This is a genomic window from Amycolatopsis plumensis, from assembly GCF_042652605.1.
Classification (GTDB): Bacteria; Actinomycetota; Actinomycetes; order Mycobacteriales; family Pseudonocardiaceae; genus Amycolatopsis; species Amycolatopsis plumensis.
Window position 1 is genome coordinate 7,741,361 of the sequence record NZ_JBHSJY010000001.1, and the last position, 22,851, is coordinate 7,764,211.

Genomic DNA, 22,851 nt, shown 5'->3' on the forward strand with positions numbered 1-22,851 from the left:
GGCGATGACTCTGGTGACCGGAGCGGACATCGCCGAGGCCGCGGCCCTCATCGGCCCGTCGCTGCTCCCGACGGAACTGGCCGGGCCGGTCCGCAGCCTGTGGATCAAACCGGAGAACCGGCAGCGGACGGGCTCCTTCAAGGTCCGCGGCGCGCTCAACGCCGTGGCGCGCCTGTCCGGACGGCAGCACGTGCTCGCCCAGTCCTCGGGCAACCACGGGCGGGCCATCGCCTACGCCGCGGCCCGCCACGGCCTGCGCGCCACCGTGGTCCTGCCCGACACCGCACCCGCGCTCAAGGTCGAGGCCGTGCGGGCGCTGGGCGCGGAGGTGGTCATCGTGCCCCCCGCCCGCCGGGAACCGGCGACGGCCGAGCTGCTGGCGAGCACCGGCGCGGCGCTGGTCGGCTCGGCCGACTTCGCCGTGATCGCCGGGCACGGCACGGTCGGCGCGGAGATCGTCCGGGACCTGCCCTCCGCCGGCACCGTGCTGGTGCCGGTCTGCAACGGCGGCCTGCTCGCCGGGGTCGCCGTCGCGGTCAAGGCCCTGTCCCCGGGGACGCGGGTCGTCGGTGTCGAGCCCGCACTGGCCGCCGACGCCGCCGAGTCGCTGCGGACCGGACGGCTCGTGCGCTGGCCGGTCGCCCGGACCTACCGCACGATCGCCGACGGGCTGCGGGCCCCGGTGCTGGGCGAACTGGCCTGGCAGCACATCCGGGCGCTGGTCGACGACATCGTCACCGTCGGCGAGGACGACATCGTGGCCGCGCAGGCGTTCCTGCTCGAGGCGTTCGGCGTGCTCGCCGAACCGAGCGGCGCGGTGGCCACCGCCGCGCACCTGACCGGGCGGGTCGCCGGGCCCGTGGTCGCCATCGTTTCCGGCGGGAACGTCGCCGCCCCGAGCAGAGAGCGGGTGTCCGTTGAGCACGGCTGAAATCGGCGGGGTGCTCGCGACCATCGGCGGCACGCCCCTGGTCGCCCTGGACCGGATCGGCAAGGGCCTGCGCGTCTTCGCGAAGATGGAGAAGTTCAACCCCGGCGGCAGCGTCAAGGACCGGACCGCGCTGCACATGCTGCAGGGCGCCCTGCGCGCGGGCACGCTGGTGCCCGGCCGCTCGGTCGTGGTCGAGTCCACTTCGGGCAACCTCGGCGTCGGCCTGGCCCAGCTGTGCGCCTACTTCGGGCTCGACCTCGTCTGCGTCGTCGACACCCGCACGACCGCACAGACGATCGCGCTCCTGCGGGCCTACGGCGCCACCGTCGAACTGGTCACCGAGCCGGTGGACGGCGATCTGCTCGGCGCCCGGATCGCCCGGGTGCGCGAGCTGCTCGCGCGCCTGCCGGACGCGTTCTGGCCCGACCAATACGCCAACCCGCTCAACCCCGCGGCGCACGAGCAGACCATGCGCGAGATCGCCGAGGCCCTCGACGGCCGCGTCGACTACCTGTTCTGCTCGGTCAGCACCGGCGGCACCATGCGCGGCTGCGCGGACTACATCCGGCGGCACGGGCTCACCACCGAGCTCGTCGCGGTCGACGCCGCGGGCAGCGCGATCTTCCACGTCCCGACCGAGGGACGGCTGCTGCCCGGGCACGGCGCCGGACGGCGCCCGCCGCTGGTGGACACCTCCGCCGTGCGCGAGGTGGTCCACGTGACCGACCTCGAGTGCGTGCGCGCCTGCCGCGAGCTCGTGGCCTGCGAAGCGATCCTCGCGGGCGGTTCCTCGGGCGCGACCGTCGCCGCGCTGGGGAAGCTGCGGGACCGCATCCCGGCGGGCTCGGTGTGCGTGCTCGTCTTCCCCGACGACGGCAACCGGTACCTCGACACCATCTACTCCGACCACTGGGTGCGCGAACACTTCGGCGAGCTGCCCGCTCCCGCGTCCCGCGCGCTCGCGGCCCTTCCCTGAGGAGCTTCTCGTGCGTCATCTCATCTCGCTGGACGACCTCACCGACGACGACCTGCGGGCCATCGTGCGCCGGGCCGCCCAGCTGGCCGAACGGCCGCGCTCGGCGGGAACGTCGCTGCGCGGCGACGTCGTCGGCATCCACTTCCGCAAGACCTCCACCCGCACCCGCACCGCGTTCTCCGCCGGCGCGCTGCGGCTGGGCGCGCAGATCATCGCCTACGGTCCCGGCGACCTGCAGACCAACACCGGCGAGACCGTCGAGGACACCGGCCGGGTGCTCTCCTCGATGCTCGACGTCCTGGTGGCCCGCACCGCCGCCGACCCGGCCGAGCTGCGGACCCTCGCCGCGCAGGACCGGATGGCGGTGATCAACGCCATGAGCGAGGACGAGCACCCGACCCAGGCCCTGGCCGACCTGACCACCCTGGTCCGCCGGTTCGGCCGCGTCGACGGGCTCCGTGTGCTCTACCTCGGCGAAGGCAACAACTCAGCGGCCGCGCTCGCACTGGCGCTGAGCCGGTTCCCCGGCGCCGAACTGCACCTGCGCACCCCACCCGGGTACGGCCTCACCGCGGACGTGCTGGCCAGGGCCCAGGCCCACGCCATCCGCAGCGGAGCGTCCATTGTGGAGCACCACGACCCGGACGACGTGCCGGACGGCGTCGACGTCGTCTACACCACCCGGTGGGAGACGACCGGCACGAGCAAACCCGACCCCGACTGGCGCAAGGTCTTCGCACCGTTCCAGGTGACGACGCAGCTGTGGCGGACCAGCCCCGGCGCGGTGTTCCTGCACGACCTGCCCGCCCACCGCGGCGAAGAAGTCACCGCCGAGGTGCTCGACGGCCCGCACAGCCTCGCCTTCGCCCAGGCGGAGAACAAGCTGTACTCCGCGATGGCGGCGCTGGAATGGTGCCGCTCGTGACCTGGTTCGACGACGCAGCCACCGGGCTGGCCGGCGCGGGCGAGGTCACCCTGCTGTCCCGGGACGACGTCCGGCGGTGCCTGGCCGGCTTCGACCCCGTCGACGTCGTCCGCACCACGCTGGAAGACCACGACCGGGGCGCCACCCTGCTGCCCGCCGAGGCGTACCTGCGCTGGGAGAACTCGCACGGCGCCTACACGCGGTCGATCGGCATGCCGGGCGCGGTGCGGTCGCACTACGGGATGAAGATCATCAACGCGAGCGTGTCCAACCCGGCGGCCGGCCTGGAACGCGCGGGCGGGCTCGGCCTGTGCTTCGACCCCGAAACCGCGCGCATCACCACGATCATGGAGGCCGGCCTGCTCAGCGCGGTCCGCACCGCCGCCGTCAGCGCGGCCGGGATCGACGCCGCCGGCTACGCGGAGGCGCGATCACTGGCCGTCGTCGGCTGCGGTGCCCAGGGCCGGATGCACGCGCTCCTGCTGGCCCGCCGCCTGCCCGGGCTGCGGACGGTGGCGCTGTACGACCGGTCACCGGAAGTGGCGGCCGCGCTGGCCGCCGCGCTCCCGGGACCGGAGGTGACGGTGCACGACTCCGCGCGGGCCGCGGTGTCGGCCGCCGAGATCGCGGTGTTCACCACCACCGCCGACGACGGCTACGCCGAGCCCGACTGGGCACGGCCGGGCGCCCTGCTGGTCAACGTGTCCCTCGGCGACCTCACCGACGCGGTGTTCCTCGAGGCGGCCGCGGTGTACGTCGACGACCTCGACCTGGTCGCCGACAACCCCCGCCGTCCCCTCGGCCGCCTCATGGCCGCCGGCCGGATCAGCCGCCCCGGCGGCCCGGCGCGCCCGATCGACGCCACCCTCGGCGGCCTGCTCACCGGCCGCTACCCGGCCCGAGGTGTCGCCCACCCGTTCGTGGTGCTCAACCCGTTCGGCATGGGCGTGCTGGACGTCGCCCTCTACGCCGCTGTCGCGGAACAGGCCCGGCGCAGCGGACTCGGGACGGCCGTCCACCTCGGCTGAGTCACCGGCCGACCTTGCGATCGGCCCAGGCGATGACGGCCTTGAAGTAGTCGGGCGCGTTGGGCGCGTAGTTGATCGCGTGCCCGTACCCCTGCAGCGCGTACGTGGTCAGGTCGGCACCGGCGGCGTAGTACGGCGTCTCGGACGTCTTGATCCCGCCCGCCGACGCGCAGTCGGTGGCCAGCAGCCCGCAGAACACCGTGTCCTGACCCAGCACCACCATCACCGGCCGGTCGATCAGCAGCGAGTAGGGCGCGATGATGCCGACCGGGAAGAGGTCGGCCGCCTGCTCGTAGGCCGAAGTGTCCTTCGTCGCCTCGTCGAAGGCGATCGCGCCGTCCACCTTCGGCCCGGGGGCGTGGAAGATCGAGTACCGGCTGCCCGGCACCGTGGTCAGGTAACCGACGTCGTAGCCCCCGCGGGCGAACCGGGGGTCGAGCACGGCCGGGTAGGTCGAGGCGAAGACCGCCGTCGTCCCGGTGAGGTTCAGCCGGTGGGCCAGCCCGGTGACGAGCACCGCGTCGACGTCGTGAAAGGTGGCCGCCTCGATGCTGGCCGTGCCGGAGCCGAACGAATGCCCGGCCAGGATCACCTTGCCGAACCGCGGCCCCTGCGCACCCGACCGGACGGCCTGGATCACCTGGTGCACCACGGCCGCTTCGGTGATCGTCGTCAGCACCGCACTCGGCGGCGTGCTGCTCCCCCCGGTGCCCAGCCGGTCCAGCGCGAGCGTGGCGTACCCGGCGTTGTTCATCGCCAGCCGGTAGGACCGGATCTCCGGCTGGTAACCGATGTCCCAGTAGGAACTGTTGTACGTGCCGCCGGGAATGAGCACCTGAACCGTGTTCGCACCCCCCGGCGGCACGCACAGGGTGCCGTGCATCGTCTGCGGCAGCGCCACGAGCGTCACCGGGAAATACAGCTCCCGGCAGCTGGCGCCGTCCGCTCTGGCGGACACGGGTACCAGCAGGAAACCCAGTGCCACCAGCACGAGCACGACGGCCCGCCGTCGACGACCGGCGGCGCGCTTCAGCCCACCAAGGATTCCGAACACGGGAAACTACCTCCGAAAAAGATCGAGAATCAGGAAAGGGATATTCCGGTGCCGCTCAGGCCGCACGCCGGGGCAGCACGGTCATCGGCATCCGGTCCGGGTAGGCGGCCGAAGTGACGGTGAGCCGCACCGGCACCCCCGGCACCGGGAACAGCTCCCACCCCGCCAGCACGGTGGCCGCGACCAGCGTGATTTCGGTGTGGGCGAACGCCTGCCCCAGACATTGCCGCCCGCCCGCGCCGAACGGCACATACGCGCCCTTCGGGAGGCGCGCCGCTCGCTCGGGCAGCCAGCGATCGGGATCGAACCGCTCCGGATCGTCGTAAAACCGCGGATCGAAGTGCAGCGCAAAGGGACTGAACATGACCTCCGTACCGGCGGGCAGCCGCACCCCGCCGAGCTCGACGTCCCGCAGGGCCCGCCGCATGAGAATCCAGATCGGGTACATCCGGAGGACTTCGCTGACGACCCGCCGCAAGTACTCCAGCTTCGCGACGTCGGCGAAGGTCGCCGCGCGGCCACCCAGGACCTCGTCCACCTCCGCCCGCGCCCGCCGCTCGACCTCCGGGTGCCGCGCCAGCTCGTGGAACAGCCAGGTCAGCGCGACGGCGCTGGTCTCGCTGCCCGCGGTCAGCAGCGTGATCACCTCGTCGTAGACCTGCTCGTCGGTCATCCCCTCGCCGGTGCCGGGATCCCGGGCCAGCATCAGCATGGACAGCAGATCGCCGTGGTCCTCGCCGGTGACGCGCCACCCGGCGATGACCTCGTGCACGACCCGCCGGAGCCGCTCGACGGCCCGGTCGAACCGCCGGTTGGCGGGAACGACCGGAACGTGCTCGAGGAACCGCGGCGACAACGCCCGGACCATCCCCGCCTTCAGCACCACCGGGATCGACCGGCGTGCCTCCGCGACGGCCTGCCGCCCGAGCTCGGTGGCGAACAGCGTCTCCCCCACCACGGTGATCGCCAGCCGCTGCAGGTCGGCGTCCAGCCGGCGGACCTCTCCCGCCCGCCAGGTACCGGTCAGCTCGGTGGCGGCCCGCACCATCGTGTCCGCGTACGCGGCGAGCCGGGCACCGTGGAACGCCGGCTGCATCAACCGGCGCTGCCGCAGGTGGAAGGCCCCTTCCGACATGACGAGCCCGTTTCCCATGAACGGCCGGAAACGGTCGAAGATGATCCCCTTCGAGAAGCTCGTCCCCCGCGTCACGAGGACCTGATTGACCAACTCCGGGCTCGTCAGGAAATACGTCTCCAGCGGACCCAGGAACAGGCGCACGATATCGCCGTGTGCCCGCAGGGAAGACGTGAACCCGACCCGCCGCCGCAACAAAGACGGCGTGTGCCCCAGCAGGATCCGACGGCCGGGCGCGACCGGGACGCTCATTTCCTCTCCTTGGCTGTCCGGAGGAGGACTGCCACCTTAGGCCCAACCGGCGGCACGCGACAGCACCCATCGGCTGAATTGCCGTCACACCGATGGCGTAATCAAGGCCGACGTGGGAGTGAGTATGTTCTTCGTTCGAAGGATCGAGGTGGACCGCGATGACACAACACCGGGAAGAGGAATGGGTTCCTCCGGGTATCGACACGACGAAACCCAGCAGTTCCCGCACCTACGACTATCTGCTCGGCGGCGCGCACAATTTCCAGGCCGACCGGGACGCCGCCGAACAGGCCGAAAAGATCATGCCCGGCATCCGCGACGTCGCCCGCCTCAACCGCGCGTTCCTCGGCCGGGTCGTGCGGACCCTGATGGACCTGGGCATCCGGCAGTTCCTCGACATCGGCTCGGGGATCCCCACGGTCGGCAACGTCCACCAGATCGCCGCCGAGCTCGACCCCCGGTGCCGGGTCGTCTACGTCGACCGCGACCCGATCGCCGTCGCGCACAGCAAGATGCTGCTGCGCGCCAGCGAAACCGCCACCATCACGCACGGCGACTTCACCGACCCCGACGGCATCTTCGCCGACCCGGACGTGCGCCGGCTCGACTTCGGCGAACCCGTCGGCCTGCTCATGGTCGCCATGCTGCACTGGATCCCCGACGCCAGCGACCCCCACACCCTCCTCGCCGAATACCGCCGCCGCGTCCCGCCCGGCAGCTACCTGGCGATCTCGCACATGATCAGCGACCAGGAAGGCAACCGGATCAACACGGCGGTGGGCACGTTCAACCGGGCCAGGGGGCAGGACCAGGCGACCACCCGGACCTTTGGGGAAGTCGCGGCGATGTTCGGCGACTTCGAGCTGATCGAACCCGGCCTGGTCGGCTGCGCCCTCTGGCGACCGGGCGGGCCCGGGGACATCTCCGATGATCCCTATACCAACACGCAGCTCTATGGCGGAGTGGCGCGAAAAGTCGCCGGATAATCCGGCGCCGTATATGTCGTTATACATTCTGCTGTCGCCGTGAGTCCGCATTCGCGGTGAGCGCGGAAAAATATCTCCGGGAAGGCGCCGGGAATGTTATTACCCCGCCTTGAGGCCGTCGCCGCGCGGCCCCGAATGCCTTGCCGGACAACGATCATCGGACCCGACGGCCCGGTCGGCCGAATGCGCCCACCCTGTTGGCCGCGTCGGCTCCGGTGCCTTTTCGGGTAACGTCGACCGGTCGTTCGCCGTCCGTTGTCCGGTCCCTCTCCGAGTGGAGGCCCGTTGAAAATCCTGCTGTTGTGCTCGGCGTTCAACGGACTCAGCCAGCGCGCCTGGCTCGGCCTGCGCGACCGCGGCCACCAGGTCACGGTCCGGACCGTGACCGATCCGCAGGAGATCGCCGCGGCCGCGGCCGCCACGGATCCCGAACTGATCCTCTGCCCGTTCCTGCGGCAGCGGGTGCCGGAAGCCGTCTGGCGCCGCCACCGCACGATCATCATCCACCCCGGGCCCGAAGGGGACCGCGGCTCGTCCGCGCTCGACTGGGCGATCATGGACGCCGAACCCGCCTGGGGCGTCACCGCCCTGCAGGCGACCGGGGAGCTCGACGGCGGGCCGGTCTGGGGCACGCGGGTGTTCCGGATGCCGTCCGATCCGCCGCGCAAGAGCACCCTCTACAACACCGAGGTGTCCGACGCGGCGATGAGCCTGCTCGGCGAGGTCGTGGCCAAGGCGGAAGACCCCGGGTTCACGCCCCGCCTTCAGGATCGGCGGGCGGTGACCGTCCGCCCCTTGGCCCGGCAGGCCGACCGGGCCTTCTCCTGGGGTGAGCCGACCGCCCGCATCCTGCGCCGGATCCGCGCCGCGGACGGCCGTCCCGGCGTGCACACCGAGCTCGCCGGGGTGCCGGTGGCGGTGTTCGACGGCCATCCCGGGGAGGCCTCGGCCGGCGAGCCCGGCACCATCGCGGCCCGCGGCCGGGGTGCCGTGCTGGTCCGCACCGGCGACGGCGCGTTGTGGATCGGGCAGGCGCGGCGGCTGGCTCCGGAAGCACCGGGGACGACCGTCAAGCTGCCCGCGGTGCTCGCGCTCGGGGACCGCGTCCGCGAGGTGCCGGTGGCCGCCGTCCCGCCGGCCCTGCGGGAAATCGGCTACCGGCGGGTGGGCCGGGTGGGGTGGCTGCAGTTCGCGTTCCCCAACGGCGCGATGTCCACTGGTCAGTGCCGCCGGCTCGCCGCGGCCGTGCGCCACGCCGCCGCGCAGGACACCGCCGTCCTGGTCCTGGCCGGCGGCGAAGTCTTCGCCAACGGCATTCACCTGGGCGTGATCGACGCCCACGCGGATCCAGCGGCGGAGGCCTGGCGGAACATCATCGCGATCGACGACCTCTGCCGGGAGATCATCGGCTGCACCGGCCAGGTCGTGGTCGCCGCGCTCGCCGGCGACGCGGGCGCGGGTGGCGTCATGCCCGCACTCGGCGCCGACGAAGTGATCGCCCGGGACGGGGTGCTGCTCAACCCGCACTACCGCAGGATGGGCCTGTACGGCTCGGAGTACTGGACGTACCTGCTGCCTCGCCGGGCCGGCGAAGACCAGGCCCGGCGGCTGACCACCGGCTGCGAGCCGATCGGCGCGGCCGAGGCGGCCGAGCTCGGGGTCGTCGACCGCCTCGTCGGCGGCGACCGCGCGGAGTTCGCCGGAACCGTGCTCGACCACGCCACCGCGCTGACCGCCGACGCGGCCGCTCTCGTCCGCCGCAAGCAGGCCGCGCGCGACGCCGACGAGCAACGCCGTCCACTGGAGACCTACCGGGTCCGGGAACTCGCCGAGATGAGCCAGGACATCTTCGACGACCGCCACGGCTTCGCCGGCGCCCGGCGCGCCTTCCTCACCGGACACGCGCCCGGCCCGGCACCGGAACCGCCCGTGCTGCCGGTCCCCCGCCTGCCCGGGATGACGCCGGTCGGCTGACGGTGCGAGGCCGGCGCCGTCAGCCGGCCGAATCCGGTCCCAGTGCGCGCTCCAGCAGCTCGCCCAGCTGGTCGAGTTCCGCCGCGGAGAGGGCGCCGAAAGACGACTCGGCGATGCCGTCGACGAGTTTCTGGCCTTCGGCGCGCAGCCGCGCTCCCTCCGCGGTGAGCCGGTGCCGGACCGCCCGCCCGGGGCCGGGGACGCGTTCGATGAGCCCGCGGTCGGCCATCCGGTTCGCCAGCGAGCCGAAGGACTGGTCGGTCTGGAAGGTCAGCACCGCCAGCTCGTGCAGCGAGGCGTCCGGGCGGCGGTCCAGGTGGCGCAGGGTGTCCCACTGCACGAGGGAAAGCCCGAGCGGGGCCAGCACCCGGCTCAGCGTCCGGTGGTGGCGGTGCTGCAGGCGCTTGACGGCCAGTGCGACGTCGCCGGGGCGGTACTTCATGCGCTCACCCTATCCCATCGAGGTCAGGTTGCTTATCTAAGGAAGCTTATATAAGGTTACTTAGACGAGACCTCCGAAAGAAGGAACCATGACGACCGTCCACACCGGAACCCGCACCCTCGGCTCGGCCGAGGTGACCCTCCAGGACCGCGACCGCACCCGGACTTTCCTGCTCCTGCACGGCGGTGGCGGCGTGGCGACGATGACCGGCTTCGCCGATCTGCTCGCCGACCGCACCCGCTCGCGCGTGCTGCTGCCCACCCACCCGGGCTTCGCCGGCACCCCGAAGGCCGCCGGCCTGACCGGCGTGCCCGAGCTGGCCCGCCTCTACGTCGACCTGCTGGCGGACCTCGACCTCACGGACGTCACCGTGATCGGCAACTCCTTCGGCGGCTGGCTGGCCGCCGAGATCGCGCTGCAGCGGAGTCCGCGCGTGCGCGGCGCGGTGATCGTCGACGGGATCGGCATCGAGGTCGACGGCCACCCCCTGACCGACATCAGCGGGATGTCCCTCGCGGAGATCCGGGAGCTGTCCTTCCACGACCCCGCCAAGGCGCCGGTCCCGCCGGGCGGCGGCACCGGCCCGAGCCCGGACGTGCGCGCCCTCATCGGGTACACCGGGCCGGCCATGGCCGATCCGGCGCTCGCCGGGCGGCTCGGCGAGCTCGACCTCCCCGTGCACGTGATCTGGGGCGAGAGCGACGGCATCGCCGGCCCGGAGTACGGGAAGGCTTACGCGGCCGCGATCCCGGGGTCGACGTTCACCCTGCTCCCCCGGACCGGCCACCTGCCGCAGGTCGAGACGCCCGAAGAACTGCTGGCCGCGTTACCGGACCTCGCGGGCTGACGGATTCCATTTATCGATCGGCAGATCGAAAACAATCGGCACACCCGTTGCTCGGCCGGTTGCCACCGGTGTTCTGCTCCATCCGCCGTGCGACTTCCCGGAAGTGCAGCGTCCCGGCTCTGTCGAATTTCCACCGGTTCCGCGCGCAGTTCATGAATCGTTTTTGGCCGCCGAAGCCCGTTGCGCCGAACGGATCATTGCCCCGACCTGCACCGTTACGAGCGTTTCCGCATCGGGACCAGACCGTGACCTGCGGCGGTGGCTCCGAATGAAACGCCGGGGCGGGATGCGGCGATTAGTACAGCGGGTGACCATCCCGCTACGCGGAACGGAGCAGCCGGCTGGGCTACCCGCACGAGAGCTGGTTCCCCGGTTCGCGAGGGGGTCCAGACCATTTCTGGCGGACGGGGAGAAGATGCGCCGGACATTCGTCGTCGCCGACTTCGGTCGTCCCGCGGGGTACGAAGACCGGCTCAAACGCGTGCTCCACGATCTGCACGACGGGCTCGGGCCGACGCTCACGGCCGCCGTGCTGGGGTTGCGCGCCGCCCGGGAGCTGATCGGGCGGGACCGGGCGGGCACCGAGCACCTCCTGGCCCGGCTCGAAGACGAGCTCTACGGCGCGATCACCGACCTGCGGCGGATCGTGGCCGACGCCCGGCCGCCCGCCCTCGACGAGGCCGGGCTGGTGCAGGCCGTGCGGCGGTACGCGGCCACGCTCACCGGGCGGGTGCCCGCCGAACACGGGCCGCTGCGGGTCGGGGTCGAGGTCCGCGGCGAGCTGCCGCCGCTGCCGGCGGAGGTCGAGGTGACCGCCTACCGGATCATCCGCGAGGCACTGGTGAACGTCGCCCGCCACTCCGGGGCCCGGGAGTGCACCGTGCACCTCTGGCCCCGGGACGGCGACCTGCACGTGGAGATCATTGACGACGGCGTGGGCACCGACGGCGGCGCCCTGCCCACGGTCGGCGGGACCGGGCTGCGGTCGATGCGGGAACGCGCCGGCGACCTCGGCGGCGGCTGCCGGATCGAACCGGTTTCCTCCGGTGGCACGCGGATCGCCGCCTGGCTGCCGCTCGCCGCGGGGAAGTGAGGCCGTGTTCGGTTCCCTGCGCGTCCTCGTGGTGGACGACCACCCCGTCTTCCGGTCCGCCCTCTGCGCGATGCTCGACGCCACCGACGGGATGGAGGTCGCCGGCGAGGCGGCCGACGGCCTGACCGCGGTCGCCGACGCGGGCCGGCTCGAACCCGACGTCGTCCTGATGGACCTGAACCTCCCGGACCTGGACGGGGTCGAGGCGACGCGGCGGATCGTGAGCGCGAGCCCGCACACCGGCGTGCTCATGCTGACCATGTTCGAGAACGAGGCGGCGGTGTTCGCCGCCATGCGCGCGGGCGCCCGCGGCTACCTGCTCAAGGGCGCGCGCAACGAGCAGATCATCCGCGCGGTCCGGGTGATCGGCGACGGCGAAGCCATCTTCAGCCCGGCGATCGCCACCCGGGTGCTGTCACTGCTCGGGACGGCGACCCCGCGCGACGAGTCGTTCCCGCGGCTGACCCTGCGCGAAAAGGAGATCCTGCGGCTCGTCGCGCAGGGCATGGGCAACGCGGCGATCGCCGAGGAACTGGTGCTCAGCCACAAAACCGTGCGCAACCACGTGTCCCACATCTTCCGCAAGCTCCGGGTCACCGACCGCACGCAGGCCATCGCGAAGGCCCGAGAGGCCGGCATTGCCCGATCGGAGTAAGGAAAGCGGGACATATCGGGACTCCCTGTCCCTGTTCGGCGGGCGTCCGCACCACGATCCTTAGGGGTGGAGCGATCCGACGTCGTTCGAGGGAGGGCCACACCCATGATCACCGACCAGGTTCCGGTGCTGCTGCACGCCACCGACACCATCACCCACGCGGGCGTCACGGCCGCGTTGCGGTCACGTCCCGAAATCCGCTTCGCCGACGAAGACTCCGGTGAGCCCGCCGTCGTGCTGGTCATCGTCGAGCGGCTGAACGAACAGGCGCGGCAGCTGCTGCGCAGCCTCCAGTGCGCCGGCCACGCGGGCGTCGTCCTGGTCGCCGGGGAGGTGGAGGACTCGGAGCTGCTCGACGTCGTGGGCAACGGCGTGTCGGCGATCATCCGCCGGGCCGACGCCACCCCGGACACCCTGGTGCGGCTGGTGAAGGCCGCGGCCGTCGGCGAAGGTGCGCTGCCGCCCGACCTGCTGGGCCGCCTGCTGTCGCGGGTGTCCCGGCTGCAGCGGGACGTGCTGCGCCCGAACGGCTGGGACCTCGCCGGGATGTCCCAGCGGGAGACCCGGGTGCTGCGGCTGGTCGCCGACGGGTTCGAGACCAGGGAGATCGCCGACCAGCTCAGCTACTCGGAGCGGACGGTGAAGTCGATCCTGCACGACATCACCAACCGCTTCCAGCTCCGCAACCGCGCCCACGCGGTGGCCTTCGCCATGCGCGAAGGGCTGATCTAGTGCCGCCCGTCCAAGGTCTGCCGCGGCTTGTCGTGAGTGGTAAGGCGGGTTAGAACCCGCCTTACCACTCACGAGGCGTGGAGGCATGGCTTACTCGACCCGCCCGGAGAAGGAGACCGACGGGGTGCAGCGGCCCCGGTCCCCCGGGTTCTGGCAGCTGACCGCGAGCACGATCTTCTCCCCCGGCTGGAACCGCCAGGCCTGCAGCCAGTGGTGGTCGAGGTCGCGGAAGTTCGAGAGCCCGACCTCCAGCAGCACCGTCTTGGTGCCACCGGAATCCCGCAGCAGCCGCAGGGTTCCGGTGTCACCGCGCGGGTTCTGCAGGATCAGGTCGGTGATCACCAGCGTCTTGGACTCGTCCGGCAGGGTGTAGGGGAATTCGGCGAACCGGTTGACGTTCGAGTCGATCTTCGCGTCCGCCGCCACCCGGAAGTCCGTCGGAGTCCCGTCGGCCGCCGCCGCGTTCGAGACGCGGGTCGGGGGCGTGCCGGGACCGGAGCCGGGAGGCGCGGGGTTGTCACCCGGCGGGGTCAGGCCGACGGCCTTCATCGCCTGCTCGGAGTTCTGCTTGGCCTGGTCGGCCTGCTTCTTCGCCTGGTCGGCCCCGGCGCCCGCGTCCTGCGCCGCTTTCACGATCTCGTGGTTCTGCTCCTGCGCGGCCTCGCGGGCCGCCGACTTCACCGCGGGCCGCAGCACGGTGAACCACAGCGTCACCAGGGCGAGCAGGAGCACCAGCAGCGCGGCGAGCGCGGGCAGCAGCCACTTCGGCAGCAGCTGCCGCTGCACCATCGTGCCTTCGGTCTTCAGCGGCTCGGCCCCGTCGGCGACGACGAACACCTGAAAGCGGTGCCGGATCGGCTGCCCGCGCAGGAACCGCTTCCGCGGCCGGGCGCGCATCCGGATGAACGCGGCGGTGCCGGGCGCCAGGTCGGCCCGGTCGCGCTCGAGCCGGAAGTCCAGCTCGTCCTCCGGGTCCAGCGGGCTCAGCTCGACCGCCACCGGCCGGTTGCCGCGGTTGTCGACGGCGACCTCGAAGTCGGCCTTCGAGCTGCCTTCCACCTTGGCCGGCACGATTTCGGCGGTGACCTCGGTGAAGGCGCCGAGCTCGACGGTGCCCTCCTCGACGACCGAGCCGGCCGGGTCCTCGCTGGAGAACACCCGGACCCCGAACGGGATCGTCCCGGCGGGGACGTCGGAGGACCGCGGCGGCGCGAACCGCACGGTGACCGTCCCGGTCTCCCCCGGCATCAGGTTGACCGTCGCCGGTTCCGCGGTGGCCCACCCACTCGCGTCGCCGACCACGTCGACCGCGAACTGGTCGACGACCTGCCCGGCGTTCCGGATGGTCACCGTGCAGCTCGTCTCCTGACCGGGTTCCGCGACCAGGCCGGCCTCGGACAGCGTCGCCGTTGCTCCCATGCGCGGAAGTCTCCCTTCTGTGTCGCGGGTCCGGCACCAGCGGACGGGTGTGCGGCCGTGCGCCGGTGGTTGCCCCTACGGGCAGCGGTTCCGGCGCGGGTTCAGCCGCGCGAGATGAACGGCGGTTGCTCGGTGCGCAGCACCACCAGGATCGGGTTCGACGGCACGGTCCCGAACTTCGGCCCGCTCACCGAGGCCGCCGACACCGTCCGCGGCCCGATCAGGTCGTGGTGGAAGACCAGGAACTGCGCCTCGAACTTCCCGTCGACGCCGACGGTGGCCAGGCCCGGTGTCTCGGAAATCCCGTCCGACCAGCTCAGCCGGACCGTCGCGCCCGGCGGGAAGTCGGTGCCCGTCACGCGCGGCACGGACCCCAGCGGGGCGACGCCCGGGTCCACGGTGACCACCGGCCGGCGGATCACCACCCGCCCGGCGGCCGTGTTGTCTCCCGGGTTGTCGTCCGGCCCGCTCGTGCTGACCGTGCCGGACACCGGCGCGTCGGCGGCGGCCTTGGCCGCCAGGGAAATCCGGACCTCGACGGTCTGGCCCGGGGCGAGCGTCCCGAGTGCACAGCTGCCGCCGCCCGGTGTGCACCCCGGTGGCACCGAGGTCAGGGGCAGCTGCGGCGGCAGCTGGGTGACCAGGCGGACGTCCGGCATCGGCGCCCCGGAACCGTTGTGCACCAGGAAGGTCAGCACGACGTCGTCGCCGCCGACGAACAGCGGCACCGCCGACACCGCCAAGCCGACCGACAGCGATCCCGGCGTGACCGGGGGCACCGGCCGTTCGCCGACGGTGACCACGGCCGCGGCGGAGTTGTCGCGTGCGTCGGCGTCCTGACCGGACGTGGTCACCGTGCCGGTAGCGGCCTGGGCCCCGGGTTCGGTGCCGGTGGCGGTGAACCGCACCCGCGCCTGCGCGCCCGGCGCGAGCGTGCCGAAGGTGCAGACGAGCTCCGGCGTGCACGTGCCCACGCTGGTGATCGGGGCCTGGGGCCGCAACCCGGCGGTCAGCCTGACGAACAACCCGACGCCGGGCGACGCGGCGACGCCGTGGTTGGTGACCACGAACTCGAACGTCGTCAGCCCGGAGAACGGGATGGCGGCGGGGATGGCGGTCGCGGTCACGCCGACGTCCGCGATTCGCTGGAACGCCGGTTGCGCGGCGCCGCCCGGACTGGCGATCAAGACCGTGGGCGTCCCCCCGGCCGCCGGCACGATCCGGATGTCCGGCTGTCCTTCGCCGGGTGTGCGGTCGAAGGCGACGAGCGTGCCGTCCGGCGACCAGGCCGGGTTGTCGACGGATCCGGCGTTCTGCACGAGCACCCGCGCCGCGCCGCCGTCGGCCGGGGCCACGCAGATCTGCCGCCGCTCGGTCTGGAACGCCAGCGCGGTGCCGTCCGGCGTCACGTCCGCCGAACCCTGCCGCCCTGCGCACGCCGTGCCGAACGACGGCGAGAGGTCCCGCTGGGTCCCGGCGACGACGGTGTCCGCACCCTCGGTCAGCGAGACCTGCCACAGTTCCTGCCGGGACTCCCCGCCCGGGTCGACCGCCATCACGGCGGTCTCGGTCGCGGTGCCGTTCCGCCCGGTCGCCGTGCAGGTCACGATGGTGGCGCCGACCGGGAACAGGCTCCCGGACGACGGCGTGCAGAACGGCGTGATCGGCGTTTTCCCGTCGGCGTCGACCGCGGTCGCGGGGTATTCGATCACCGTCGGCGCGGTGCCGGGCACGGTCTTGTCGTGCACCGTGATCAGCGGCAGCCGCGGATCCTTCACCCGCACGGTGACGTCTTCGGTGTAGCCGGTTCGCGCGGTCGATTCGCCGTTCAGGCGGAAGTCCACCTGGCAGTGCAGCACCGAACCGATCGGCGCGTCCGGGGAGACCGTGGCGGTTTCGACGAAGTGCGCGTCGGTCCCGCCGGGCACCTGCTGCGTCCCTTCGGGGCTGAACGTCAGCGTCAGCCTCGAGTCGCAGTACGGCACCGGCAGCATCTTCACCGGGAGGTCGGTGATCCCGCGGATGATCGCCGGGGTGACCTGCGCCGGGTCCGCGTTCGCGGTTAGGATGCCCTCGGTGGCCCGGGTGATCGCCGTCGCCTGGCCGCGTCCGTCGAGGGTCCCGTCCGTATCCGGCTCCTCCGCGGCGAAGCCCTCCCCCGTTCCGCCGCCGCTGGTGATCGCCGGCACCGCGACGACCCGGATCTTCGCCGCCTTGAGCGCGTCGGCGACGGCCGCAGTGGTCGGGAACGTGCCCCGCTTGTCGTCCTTCGGCGACTCGTGGCTGGCGGCGTCGCCGACCAGCACCACGATCCGGTTGCTGGTGTCGCGGAAGCCGATCGCGCCGGTGGCGATCTTCTGGAGGGCGACGTACCAGTCCTCGGCGGTGTCGTCGCCGCCGGTGGCGGTGATCCGGCCGAAGGCGTCGGTGAGCAGCTTGCGCTGGTCGTCGGTGTCGGCCGCGGTGAGCGGCTGCTGCACGTAGAACGCCCGCGGCGGGTTCGGCGGCGAGCCCTCGGTCACCCGGTCGTCCACCAGGTCGCCGTACGCGGCGACTGCGAAGTGCGCCGACGGTTGCACCTTCCGCACCTCGTCGATGACCGTGCCGAGGTTCTTCTTGACGTCCTCGATGACGCCGCCCATCGACCCGGTCTGGTCGACGAGCAGGACCACGTCCGGGTCCGGCGGGACCCGGTCGGTCTGCACGGTCTTGTCGGTGACCTTGCGCGAAGTGCCCTGGCCGACCGGGATGTCGGCCACCGACGGGTCCACTCTGGACAGTTCGGGCGGTCGCGTCCGGGTGGCCGCCCTGGTCAGCGTGATCTTCGTGCCGTCGGCCGACCACACCGGCTGCGAATCCCAGCCGCGCAGGTAGGGCGGGATCGGGATCTCCCCCAGGATCCGGCCGTCGGCGACGCGCGCGATCCGCACGGTGTCGGCCCGGTGTTCGTTCCGGATGCCGGTGTTGGTGAAGGCGATCATCGTGGCGTCCGGGGACCACGCCGGGTGCTGCTCGCGTTTGGTCCGGTCCGCCGGGGCGGTCAGCGGGCGGGGTGCGCTGCCGTCGGCGTTCGCCACGACGATCTCGGTCTCCGCCGATTCGCCGGGGGCGGCCTGGGTGTAGGCCAGCTGCGCGCCGTCGGCGGAGAAAGCCGGGTCGTACTCGTCGGCGTCCGGGCGCTGGGTGAGGTCCCGCCGGTCGCCGCCGGCGGCGTCGGCGCTCCAGACGTCGGCGGTGCCGCCGTCGCGCAGCTCGGTGAACACCGCCCGGCCGTCCGGCCGGAACGTCGGCTCGGTCTCGCCGGTGCCGCTCAGCGCCGACAGGACCGACACCTTGCCGTCTTCGATCTGCTTGACGTCACCGGCGGGGTCCTGCGCGCGGGTCGTGAAGGCGAGCCGGGTGCCGTCGCGTGACCACGCCGGCTCGGCCGAGTCCCCGGGGTCGGGGACCGCGCGGGTGACCGCGCCGCCGTTTTCGGCGACCAGGACGACGTCGCCGGCCGGGTGGAAGCGGGTCGTGGTGAACGCGATCCGCGCCGGGCCCCACGCGGGCTGGGTGTCCGCCGCCGGGTCGGCGGTCAGGCGCGCCGGCTCGCCGCCGGCGACCGGGACGGTGTAGATGTCCCCGGCCGGGTCGTCGCGGGTGCTGCTGAAGGCCAGCCGGGTGCCGTCGGGGGACCAGCTGGGGGAGTCGTCGGCGGCCGGGCCGGACGTCACCTGGCGCAGGCCGCGGCCGTCCACGCCGATCACGAACAGCTTCCGGCCGCCGGTGCGGTCCGAGGCGAACGCGACCGTGCGGCCGTCCGGCGAGAGCGCCGGGTGGACGTCGACGGCGTCGTCGTCGGTCAGCCGCAGCGGCGCGGTGCCGCCGTCGCGGAGGTAGTACAGCTCGCCGTCCCGCTCGGCACCACCGGACGTCGCGGCGCGGTGGCTCACCCACACGATGCCGCCGGTGCCCGCGGACGCGTCGGAGTCGACGCTGCCGGTGCCCAGCGGCAGCGCCTGCTCCGGACCTTCGCTGCCTGTCTGGTACAGGCCGGTGGTGGCCTCGCTGACGTACCCGACGCGGTACGGCGAGGCCACCGCGGCCGGTGCCTGGGCCTCGGTCGGCGAGAGCGCTCCGGTGATCGCCCAGCCGCCGAGCACCGCGACGACCGCGATGCCCGCCACCGCTCGGTTCGCGCGCATGGTCGGTCCTCCCCAAAAGCTTCGTGATCAGCCGGCTTCGAACAGCTCGATCTCGGAGATCGCGACGTCCGTTCCGTCGAGCGAGCGGTACAGCCCGGCCACGTGCAGCTCGACGCCGGTGGCGCCTTCGCTGTTCTCGATCGGGACTTCCTGGGCGTCCGGCGTGTCGGCCAGCGCCATGTCGTAGGTCTTGCCGGTGGAGAAGACCAGGTGCAGCTTCGACGGCCGGTGCTCGGCCGGGAAGTTCGCCGCGTCACCGAGGTAGACGATCGCCTTCCGCAGGTCCGCCGGGTGGTCGAAGGTGAACACCACGGTCTGTTCCCGGTCGGCGGGCGCCGCCCAGAAGGTGTTCTTCGCGTTGTCGCTGATCAGCGGGGCCGCGTGCCCGGCGGCCTCCGCGGTCGCGGTCACCTTGATCGGGTGGACCGGGTTCAGCTTGGCCTCGAAGATGCCGGTCACCTGGCTCCACAGCCCCACCGCCGCCGTGTTGATCGCGCCGCGGAAGGGCTGGTACAGCGCGTAGATCAACGCCGAGAAGATCAGCGCCACCGCGACGGCCCGGCGGATCACCTTGCCCACGGTCCGGCGCGCGGCCCCGGCCCGGCCGGTCCGGCGGCGGACGCCGTCCTTGCCGGGCCGCTCCCCCGCCTTGTGCTCCTTCGGCTTGCGGCCGAGCAGCCGCCGCCACCACGACGTCTTGACGACCTCGGACTCGGCCAGCGACGTGCCGCAGCGGCTGCAGAAGTTCCGCGTCGGCGCGTTGCCCTTGCCGCACCGGCCGCAGATCAGGTCGCCGGGGCGGAGGACCTGCTCCTCCACGGTCTGCTGCACCGGCTGCCGGACCGGGGCGATCGGCTCCGCGGGCTGCACGACCTGCTGTTGTTGCACCACCGGCTGCGCCTTGACCGCGACCGGGCCGTCGTCGTCCCACTTCAGGTAGCGGCCGCATTCGCCGCAGAACTCGACGTCGGCGGGCCCCTGGTGCCCACACTCCGCGTAGATGACCATCTCCGTCAGCCCTCCAGCACTTCCACCGTGACCCGCAGGTGGGCGGGCACCGCATCCACGACCGTCGCCGTCAGCCGGCGCACGTCGACCCGGGCCGGGTCGGGCACCCGCACGCGCACCTGCACCCATGGCGGCCCCGGGTCCGGCAGCGGCGCGCCCGGCCGCGGGTCGGCGACGACGCCCCCGCTGTCGGTCACCTCGACGACGCCGCCGGTCAGCAGCCGCACGTGCTCGGTGAGGCCGCGCCGCGTGCCGCGCCACCGGTGCAGCTCGACCGAGCGCGTCACCAGCTGCCGCAGCTGCTCCGGGCTCCAGCTCTCGTCCACGCGCAACGCGACCCAGTGGGCCAGCCAGCCGACGAAGTCGGCGGGCGCGACACCCGGGTCGAGGTAGCCCGCGAAGTTGTCCAAAGTGGAGATGACGGGGGCGAGGACCTCGTCGAGCGCGCCGGTGAAGCCCTGCACGAACCGGTCCTCGGCGTACACCGCGGGCAGTTGCTCGCCGATCGGGTGCGGGCTGGCCAGCCCGGGGATGCCGGTCCTCATGCGCCCGCCTCCCGCACCCGCACCTGGTGCCCGAACGAAAACGCCAGCGCGTTCGGCGGCAGATCCAGCCGGTCCACCTGCTCGCCGCGCTCCCGCGTGATCGGGTTCGCCGCGAACAACCGCACGTCCTCCACCAGCTCGACGCCGGGCAGCCGTTGCAGCACCGCGAACACCTCGCCCGACTGCACCGGCCGCCCGAACGGCCAGCCGTCGCCATCCGGGCCGCCGCTGATCGGGTTGAAGTAGTCGTACAGGGCCTGGCTCGCCCGGGCGCCGAGCGTGCCCGCCGTCGTCCGGCGCCGGGCGCGCAGCCGCGCCACCACCGTGACCCCCTGGTAGAAGGGCGGCTCCACGGACACGAGCGCACCCACGCACCGCCGTTCGCCGAGGTGGCGCTCGATCCGGGCGCGCATGCCGGCTTCGAGCATCAGCGTCGCGAAGGCGAGTTCGCCGGTGTCGGGCACCGCCGGCACGACCAGGACCCGGATCGCGCCGGTCTCCCGCCCGTCGGTGCCGTGCGCGGGGATGCACCGCACCCGGGCCGCCTCCGGCGCCGCCTCGCGCGCGAGCTGCTCGTAGTCCTCGGCGGTGACCGCGCGGTCGCGGGTGCGCAGCAGCAGCGGGCCGCGGACCGCCGCGTCGCGCACCGACTCGCCGTCCACCCCGCCGATCGCCGGACGGCGGTTCACCACGCTGCTGACGAACGGGATCGGGTCCCGCTGCACCTCGAGCACCTCGCGGGCGACGTTGCCGCGCCGCCCGCCCCCGGACCGGTACTCGGGCACGCGGATCGCGGCGGACTTGGCCGGGACGGCCCCGTAGTACCGGAGACCGCCCTCAGGCTGGCGCACCGCGGGCCCGAACTCGACCTGCCCGCCGACGCGGTCGAGCATGACGTGCCGGTCGTCCGGGCCGGAGTCGGCGAAGGAGCGGACCTCGGTCCACGGCTGCCAGCCGTCCGGGCCCGAGACCTCGACGACCAGCTCGCCCTCGCCGACGACAACCGGGGGCCGGCCGAGCGGGAACCGCTGGCCCGGCGTGCCGTCGGAGGTCCCGACGACCTCGTTGCGGATGATCTCGGCGTGCACGGCGGCGACCGTGCCGCCGATGGTCGAGGCCTCGGCCGTGTGCAGCCGCGGCGAGCGCTGGTAGAACGGCTGGTTCTGCTTGGCCTCGACCAGGCGGCAGCGCAGCCAGCCGGCCCGCTGCCGGGCGAGCACCGACATCGCGTGCCCCTCCGGGACGTGCACCACGATGTCGCCGGCCCGGTTGAACGCGCCGGTGCTGTCCCGGTCGACCTCGCACGCCGCCCAGCCGGTGCCGTCCCAGGCCTCCCACAGCCACGGCGGGTCGCGCGGGTCGACGCCCTGGCCTTCGACTTCGCAGTCCATCCGCAGCAGCACCGCGCAGCCGGGGACGGCGTCCGACAGTCCGAAGAGGACCGCGTCGCCGGGGGCCGGCGTCTCGGGGAAGGCCGCGGGGCCACCGCCGACGAGCAGTTCGTCGGTGCGGTCGACCGGCGGCAAGCCGGTGTCGGCCGTGCTGGTCGCCAGGTGCGCGAGCGAGCACGGCACGATGTTCAGCGTGCGTTCGACGGTGAACACCACCGGGTCCTCGACCTCGTTGCGCACGCTCGCGACCTGCTTGCCGGCCGCGACGACCACCGGGACGTCCCGGGCGGCCGAAAGCCAGAACGTCACGTCGGTCCGCGCCGCGGCGGGCGGGAACAGCCGGACGCCGATCAGGTCGAGGAAGCGCAGGTAGTGCAGGTCGGGCACCCGGTTGAGCCGGTAGAGCAGCTGGTCGACCATCTGCGCGAAGGTCTCGATCAGCGTGACGCCGGGGTCGGAGACGTTGTGGTCGGTCCACTCCGGGCAGTTGCGCTGGACCAGGTACTTGGCTTCGTCCACCAGGTCCTGGAACCGGCGGTCGTCGAGGTTGGGCAGCGGCAGGGACATCACGCACCGTCCACTGCGGACTCGTGCGGCGGGATGACGTAGAACGGGAAGACGAGGTTGCGCGGGTCGTTGGTGCCGCGCAGGCGGTAGCGGATGTCGATCAGCAGGGTGCCGCGGTCGGCCTGGTCGAAGCTGACGACGACGTCGTCGAGGGTGATCCGCGGCTCCCAGCGCTCGAGCGCGACCCGGACCTCGTAGGCGATCTGCCCGGCGGTCGCCGCGTCGGCGGGCGCGAACACGAGGTCGTGCACCGCGCAGCCGAACTCGGGGCGCATCGGGCGTTCGCCCGGCGAGGTCGCCAGGATCAGGCGGATGCTTTCGACGACCTCGCGTTCGCCGCCGACCAGCGCGATGGAACCGGTCGCGTCGGTGTGCAGCGGGAACGCCAGTCCCCGGCCCAGGAAATCCATCTCAGCCTCCGATCAGGACGGTCGGGCAGCCCATGACGATCGGCGCGCCGCAGGCGGCCATGTCGCCCATCCGGGCCGCCGGCAGGCCGCCGATGAGCACCGTCGGGCAGCCCGGCGGCGCGATCGGCGTCGGCGGGTGCACCGCTGGCGGCGGGAACGAGCACGTGTGCAGCGTCCCGACGTTCGCGGCGGGCATCCCGCCGATCAGCACGGTCGGCACCCCCGGGCCGGCGATGACGCCCGGGTGCCCGGTCGGGTCGCCGACCCTCGCGGCTGGTGGCATGCGCACTCCCC

General features: G+C 72.8%; 20 protein-coding genes. 10 read left to right on the forward strand and 10 right to left on the reverse strand.

What is annotated here, in order from left to right:
* Nucleotides 1-4 precede the first annotated feature (4 nt).
* From ACFPLC_RS37330 to ACFPLC_RS37345, 4 genes are read left to right on the forward strand one after another with little or no spacing between them, the layout of a single operon-like run.
* Nucleotides 5-931 (forward strand): threonine ammonia-lyase, encoded by a 927-nt coding sequence (locus tag ACFPLC_RS37330; RefSeq protein WP_378197989.1) that lies wholly within the window; start codon nt 5-7, stop codon nt 929-931.
* A complete protein-coding gene (gene sbnA, locus ACFPLC_RS37335; protein WP_378197987.1) occupies nt 918-1,907 on the forward strand; it encodes a 2,3-diaminopropionate biosynthesis protein SbnA in 990 nt (329 codons plus the stop codon). Before ACFPLC_RS37330 ends, sbnA begins: the two co-directional genes overlap by 14 nt.
* A 10-nt stretch (nt 1,908-1,917) precedes the next feature.
* Nucleotides 1,918-2,832 carry an ornithine carbamoyltransferase gene (locus ACFPLC_RS37340; RefSeq protein ID WP_378197986.1) on the forward strand — a complete coding sequence of 305 codons (915 nt, stop codon included), beginning with the start codon at nt 1,918-1,920 and terminating at the stop codon, nt 2,830-2,832.
* On the forward strand, nt 2,829-3,860 hold the full coding sequence (locus ACFPLC_RS37345) for an ornithine cyclodeaminase (RefSeq protein WP_378197984.1): 1,032 nt from the start codon (nt 2,829-2,831) through the stop codon (nt 3,858-3,860). Before ACFPLC_RS37340 ends, ACFPLC_RS37345 begins: the two co-directional genes overlap by 4 nt.
* A gap of 1 nt (nt 3,861) precedes the next feature.
* Here ACFPLC_RS37345 and ACFPLC_RS37350 read toward each other — a convergent pair whose 3' ends face one another.
* Nucleotides 3,862-4,914: an alpha/beta hydrolase gene (locus ACFPLC_RS37350; protein WP_378197982.1), complete on the reverse strand. Its 1,053-nt coding sequence runs from the start codon at nt 4,912-4,914 to the stop codon at nt 3,862-3,864.
* Nucleotides 4,915-4,969: 55 nt separating this feature from the next.
* Complete coding sequence (locus tag ACFPLC_RS37355) at nt 4,970-6,301, reverse strand: cytochrome P450 (protein ID WP_378197980.1); 1,332 nt, start codon at nt 6,299-6,301, stop codon at nt 4,970-4,972.
* Between the two features lie 158 nt (nt 6,302-6,459).
* Here ACFPLC_RS37355 and ACFPLC_RS37360 point away from each other — a divergent pair, with 158 nt between their 5' ends.
* Together ACFPLC_RS37360 and ACFPLC_RS37365 are read left to right on the forward strand one after the other, a co-directional pair.
* On the forward strand, nt 6,460-7,287 hold the full coding sequence (locus ACFPLC_RS37360; protein WP_378197978.1) for an SAM-dependent methyltransferase: 828 nt from the start codon (nt 6,460-6,462) through the stop codon (nt 7,285-7,287).
* Nucleotides 7,288-7,572: 285 nt separating this feature from the next.
* Entirely contained in the window at nt 7,573-9,261 is a 1,689-nt protein-coding gene (locus tag ACFPLC_RS37365; RefSeq protein WP_378197976.1) for an enoyl-CoA hydratase-related protein, read from the forward strand.
* Between the two features lie 19 nt (nt 9,262-9,280).
* On the opposite strand, the gene ACFPLC_RS37370 is transcribed toward ACFPLC_RS37365, so the two are convergent.
* A complete protein-coding gene (locus ACFPLC_RS37370) occupies nt 9,281-9,703 on the reverse strand; it encodes a MarR family winged helix-turn-helix transcriptional regulator (protein ID WP_378197974.1) in 423 nt (140 codons plus the stop codon).
* Nucleotides 9,704-9,791: 88 nt separating this feature from the next.
* On the opposite strand from ACFPLC_RS37370, the gene ACFPLC_RS37375 reads away from it, so the two are divergent.
* From ACFPLC_RS37375 to ACFPLC_RS37390, 4 genes are all read left to right on the forward strand, one after another.
* Nucleotides 9,792-10,550: an alpha/beta fold hydrolase gene (locus ACFPLC_RS37375; protein WP_378197972.1), complete on the forward strand. Its 759-nt coding sequence runs from the start codon at nt 9,792-9,794 to the stop codon at nt 10,548-10,550.
* A 415-nt stretch (nt 10,551-10,965) separates the two neighbouring features.
* The gene (locus ACFPLC_RS37380) at nt 10,966-11,643 is read left to right on the forward strand and encodes a sensor histidine kinase (RefSeq protein ID WP_378197970.1); all 678 of its coding nucleotides are present in this window, start codon (nt 10,966-10,968) and stop codon (nt 11,641-11,643) included.
* Between the two features lie 4 nt (nt 11,644-11,647).
* Entirely contained in the window at nt 11,648-12,298 is a 651-nt protein-coding gene (locus ACFPLC_RS37385) for a response regulator (RefSeq protein WP_378197968.1), read from the forward strand.
* Nucleotides 12,299-12,403: 105 nt separating this feature from the next.
* Nucleotides 12,404-13,030, forward strand: coding sequence for a response regulator transcription factor (locus tag ACFPLC_RS37390; RefSeq protein ID WP_378197966.1), 627 nt, complete (start codon nt 12,404-12,406; stop codon nt 13,028-13,030).
* Nucleotides 13,031-13,120: 90 nt separating this feature from the next.
* Here the strand turns inward: ACFPLC_RS37390 and ACFPLC_RS37395 are convergent, their stop codons facing one another.
* The 7 genes from ACFPLC_RS37395 to ACFPLC_RS37425 all read right to left on the reverse strand — a co-directional run bounded on the left by ACFPLC_RS37395 (nt 13,121) and on the right by ACFPLC_RS37425 (nt 22,840).
* Nucleotides 13,121-14,449: a COG1470 family protein gene (locus ACFPLC_RS37395; RefSeq protein WP_378197964.1), complete on the reverse strand. Its 1,329-nt coding sequence runs from the start codon at nt 14,447-14,449 to the stop codon at nt 13,121-13,123.
* Nucleotides 14,450-14,550: 101 nt separating this feature from the next.
* On the reverse strand, nt 14,551-18,636 hold the full coding sequence (locus ACFPLC_RS37400; RefSeq protein ID WP_378197962.1) for a VWA domain-containing protein: 4,086 nt from the start codon (nt 18,634-18,636) through the stop codon (nt 14,551-14,553).
* Nucleotides 18,637-18,663: 27 nt separating this feature from the next.
* Entirely contained in the window at nt 18,664-19,644 is a 981-nt protein-coding gene (locus ACFPLC_RS37405; RefSeq protein WP_378197960.1) for a zinc ribbon domain-containing protein, read from the reverse strand.
* Nucleotides 19,645-19,649: 5 nt separating this feature from the next.
* Entirely contained in the window at nt 19,650-20,189 is a 540-nt protein-coding gene (locus tag ACFPLC_RS37410) for a phage tail protein (protein WP_378197958.1), read from the reverse strand.
* Complete coding sequence (locus ACFPLC_RS37415) at nt 20,186-22,147, reverse strand: putative baseplate assembly protein (RefSeq protein ID WP_378197956.1); 1,962 nt, start codon at nt 22,145-22,147, stop codon at nt 20,186-20,188. Before ACFPLC_RS37415 ends, ACFPLC_RS37410 begins: the two co-directional genes overlap by 4 nt.
* Nucleotides 22,147-22,557 carry a GPW/gp25 family protein gene (locus tag ACFPLC_RS37420; protein ID WP_378197954.1) on the reverse strand — a complete coding sequence of 137 codons (411 nt, stop codon included), beginning with the start codon at nt 22,555-22,557 and terminating at the stop codon, nt 22,147-22,149. The genes ACFPLC_RS37415 and ACFPLC_RS37420 overlap by 1 nt, the downstream gene beginning before the upstream one ends.
* 1 nt (nt 22,558) lies before the next feature.
* The gene (locus tag ACFPLC_RS37425) at nt 22,559-22,840 is read right to left on the reverse strand and encodes a PAAR domain-containing protein (RefSeq protein ID WP_310972882.1); all 282 of its coding nucleotides are present in this window, start codon (nt 22,838-22,840) and stop codon (nt 22,559-22,561) included.
* Between the last annotated feature and the right edge of the window lie 11 nt (nt 22,841-22,851).

Excerpts from the sequence above, each read along its gene's own strand:
- ACFPLC_RS37330 (WP_378197989.1), top strand. The coding sequence starts at position 5 with ATGACTCTGGTGACCGGAGCGGACATCGCCGAGGCCGCGGCCCTCATC.
- ACFPLC_RS37355 (WP_378197980.1), bottom strand. The coding sequence starts at position 6,301 with ATGAGCGTCCCGGTCGCGCCCGGCCGTCGGATCCTGCTGGGGCACACG.
- ACFPLC_RS37360 (WP_378197978.1), top strand. The coding sequence starts at position 6,460 with ATGACACAACACCGGGAAGAGGAATGGGTTCCTCCGGGTATCGACACG.
- ACFPLC_RS37370 (WP_378197974.1), bottom strand. The coding sequence starts at position 9,703 with ATGAAGTACCGCCCCGGCGACGTCGCACTGGCCGTCAAGCGCCTGCAG.
- ACFPLC_RS37375 (WP_378197972.1), top strand. The coding sequence starts at position 9,792 with ATGACGACCGTCCACACCGGAACCCGCACCCTCGGCTCGGCCGAGGTG.
- ACFPLC_RS37380 (WP_378197970.1), top strand. The coding sequence starts at position 10,966 with ATGCGCCGGACATTCGTCGTCGCCGACTTCGGTCGTCCCGCGGGGTAC.
- ACFPLC_RS37390 (WP_378197966.1), top strand. The coding sequence starts at position 12,404 with ATGATCACCGACCAGGTTCCGGTGCTGCTGCACGCCACCGACACCATC.
- ACFPLC_RS37395 (WP_378197964.1), bottom strand. The coding sequence starts at position 14,449 with ATGGGAGCAACGGCGACGCTGTCCGAGGCCGGCCTGGTCGCGGAACCC.
- ACFPLC_RS37400 (WP_378197962.1), bottom strand. The coding sequence starts at position 18,636 with ATGCGCGCGAACCGAGCGGTGGCGGGCATCGCGGTCGTCGCGGTGCTC.
- ACFPLC_RS37405 (WP_378197960.1), bottom strand. The coding sequence starts at position 19,644 with ATGGTCATCTACGCGGAGTGTGGGCACCAGGGGCCCGCCGACGTCGAG.
- ACFPLC_RS37410 (WP_378197958.1), bottom strand. The coding sequence starts at position 20,189 with ATGAGGACCGGCATCCCCGGGCTGGCCAGCCCGCACCCGATCGGCGAG.
- ACFPLC_RS37415 (WP_378197956.1), bottom strand. The coding sequence starts at position 22,147 with ATGTCCCTGCCGCTGCCCAACCTCGACGACCGCCGGTTCCAGGACCTG.
- ACFPLC_RS37420 (WP_378197954.1), bottom strand. The coding sequence starts at position 22,557 with ATGGATTTCCTGGGCCGGGGACTGGCGTTCCCGCTGCACACCGACGCG.
- ACFPLC_RS37425 (WP_310972882.1), bottom strand. The coding sequence starts at position 22,840 with ATGCCACCAGCCGCGAGGGTCGGCGACCCGACCGGGCACCCGGGCGTC.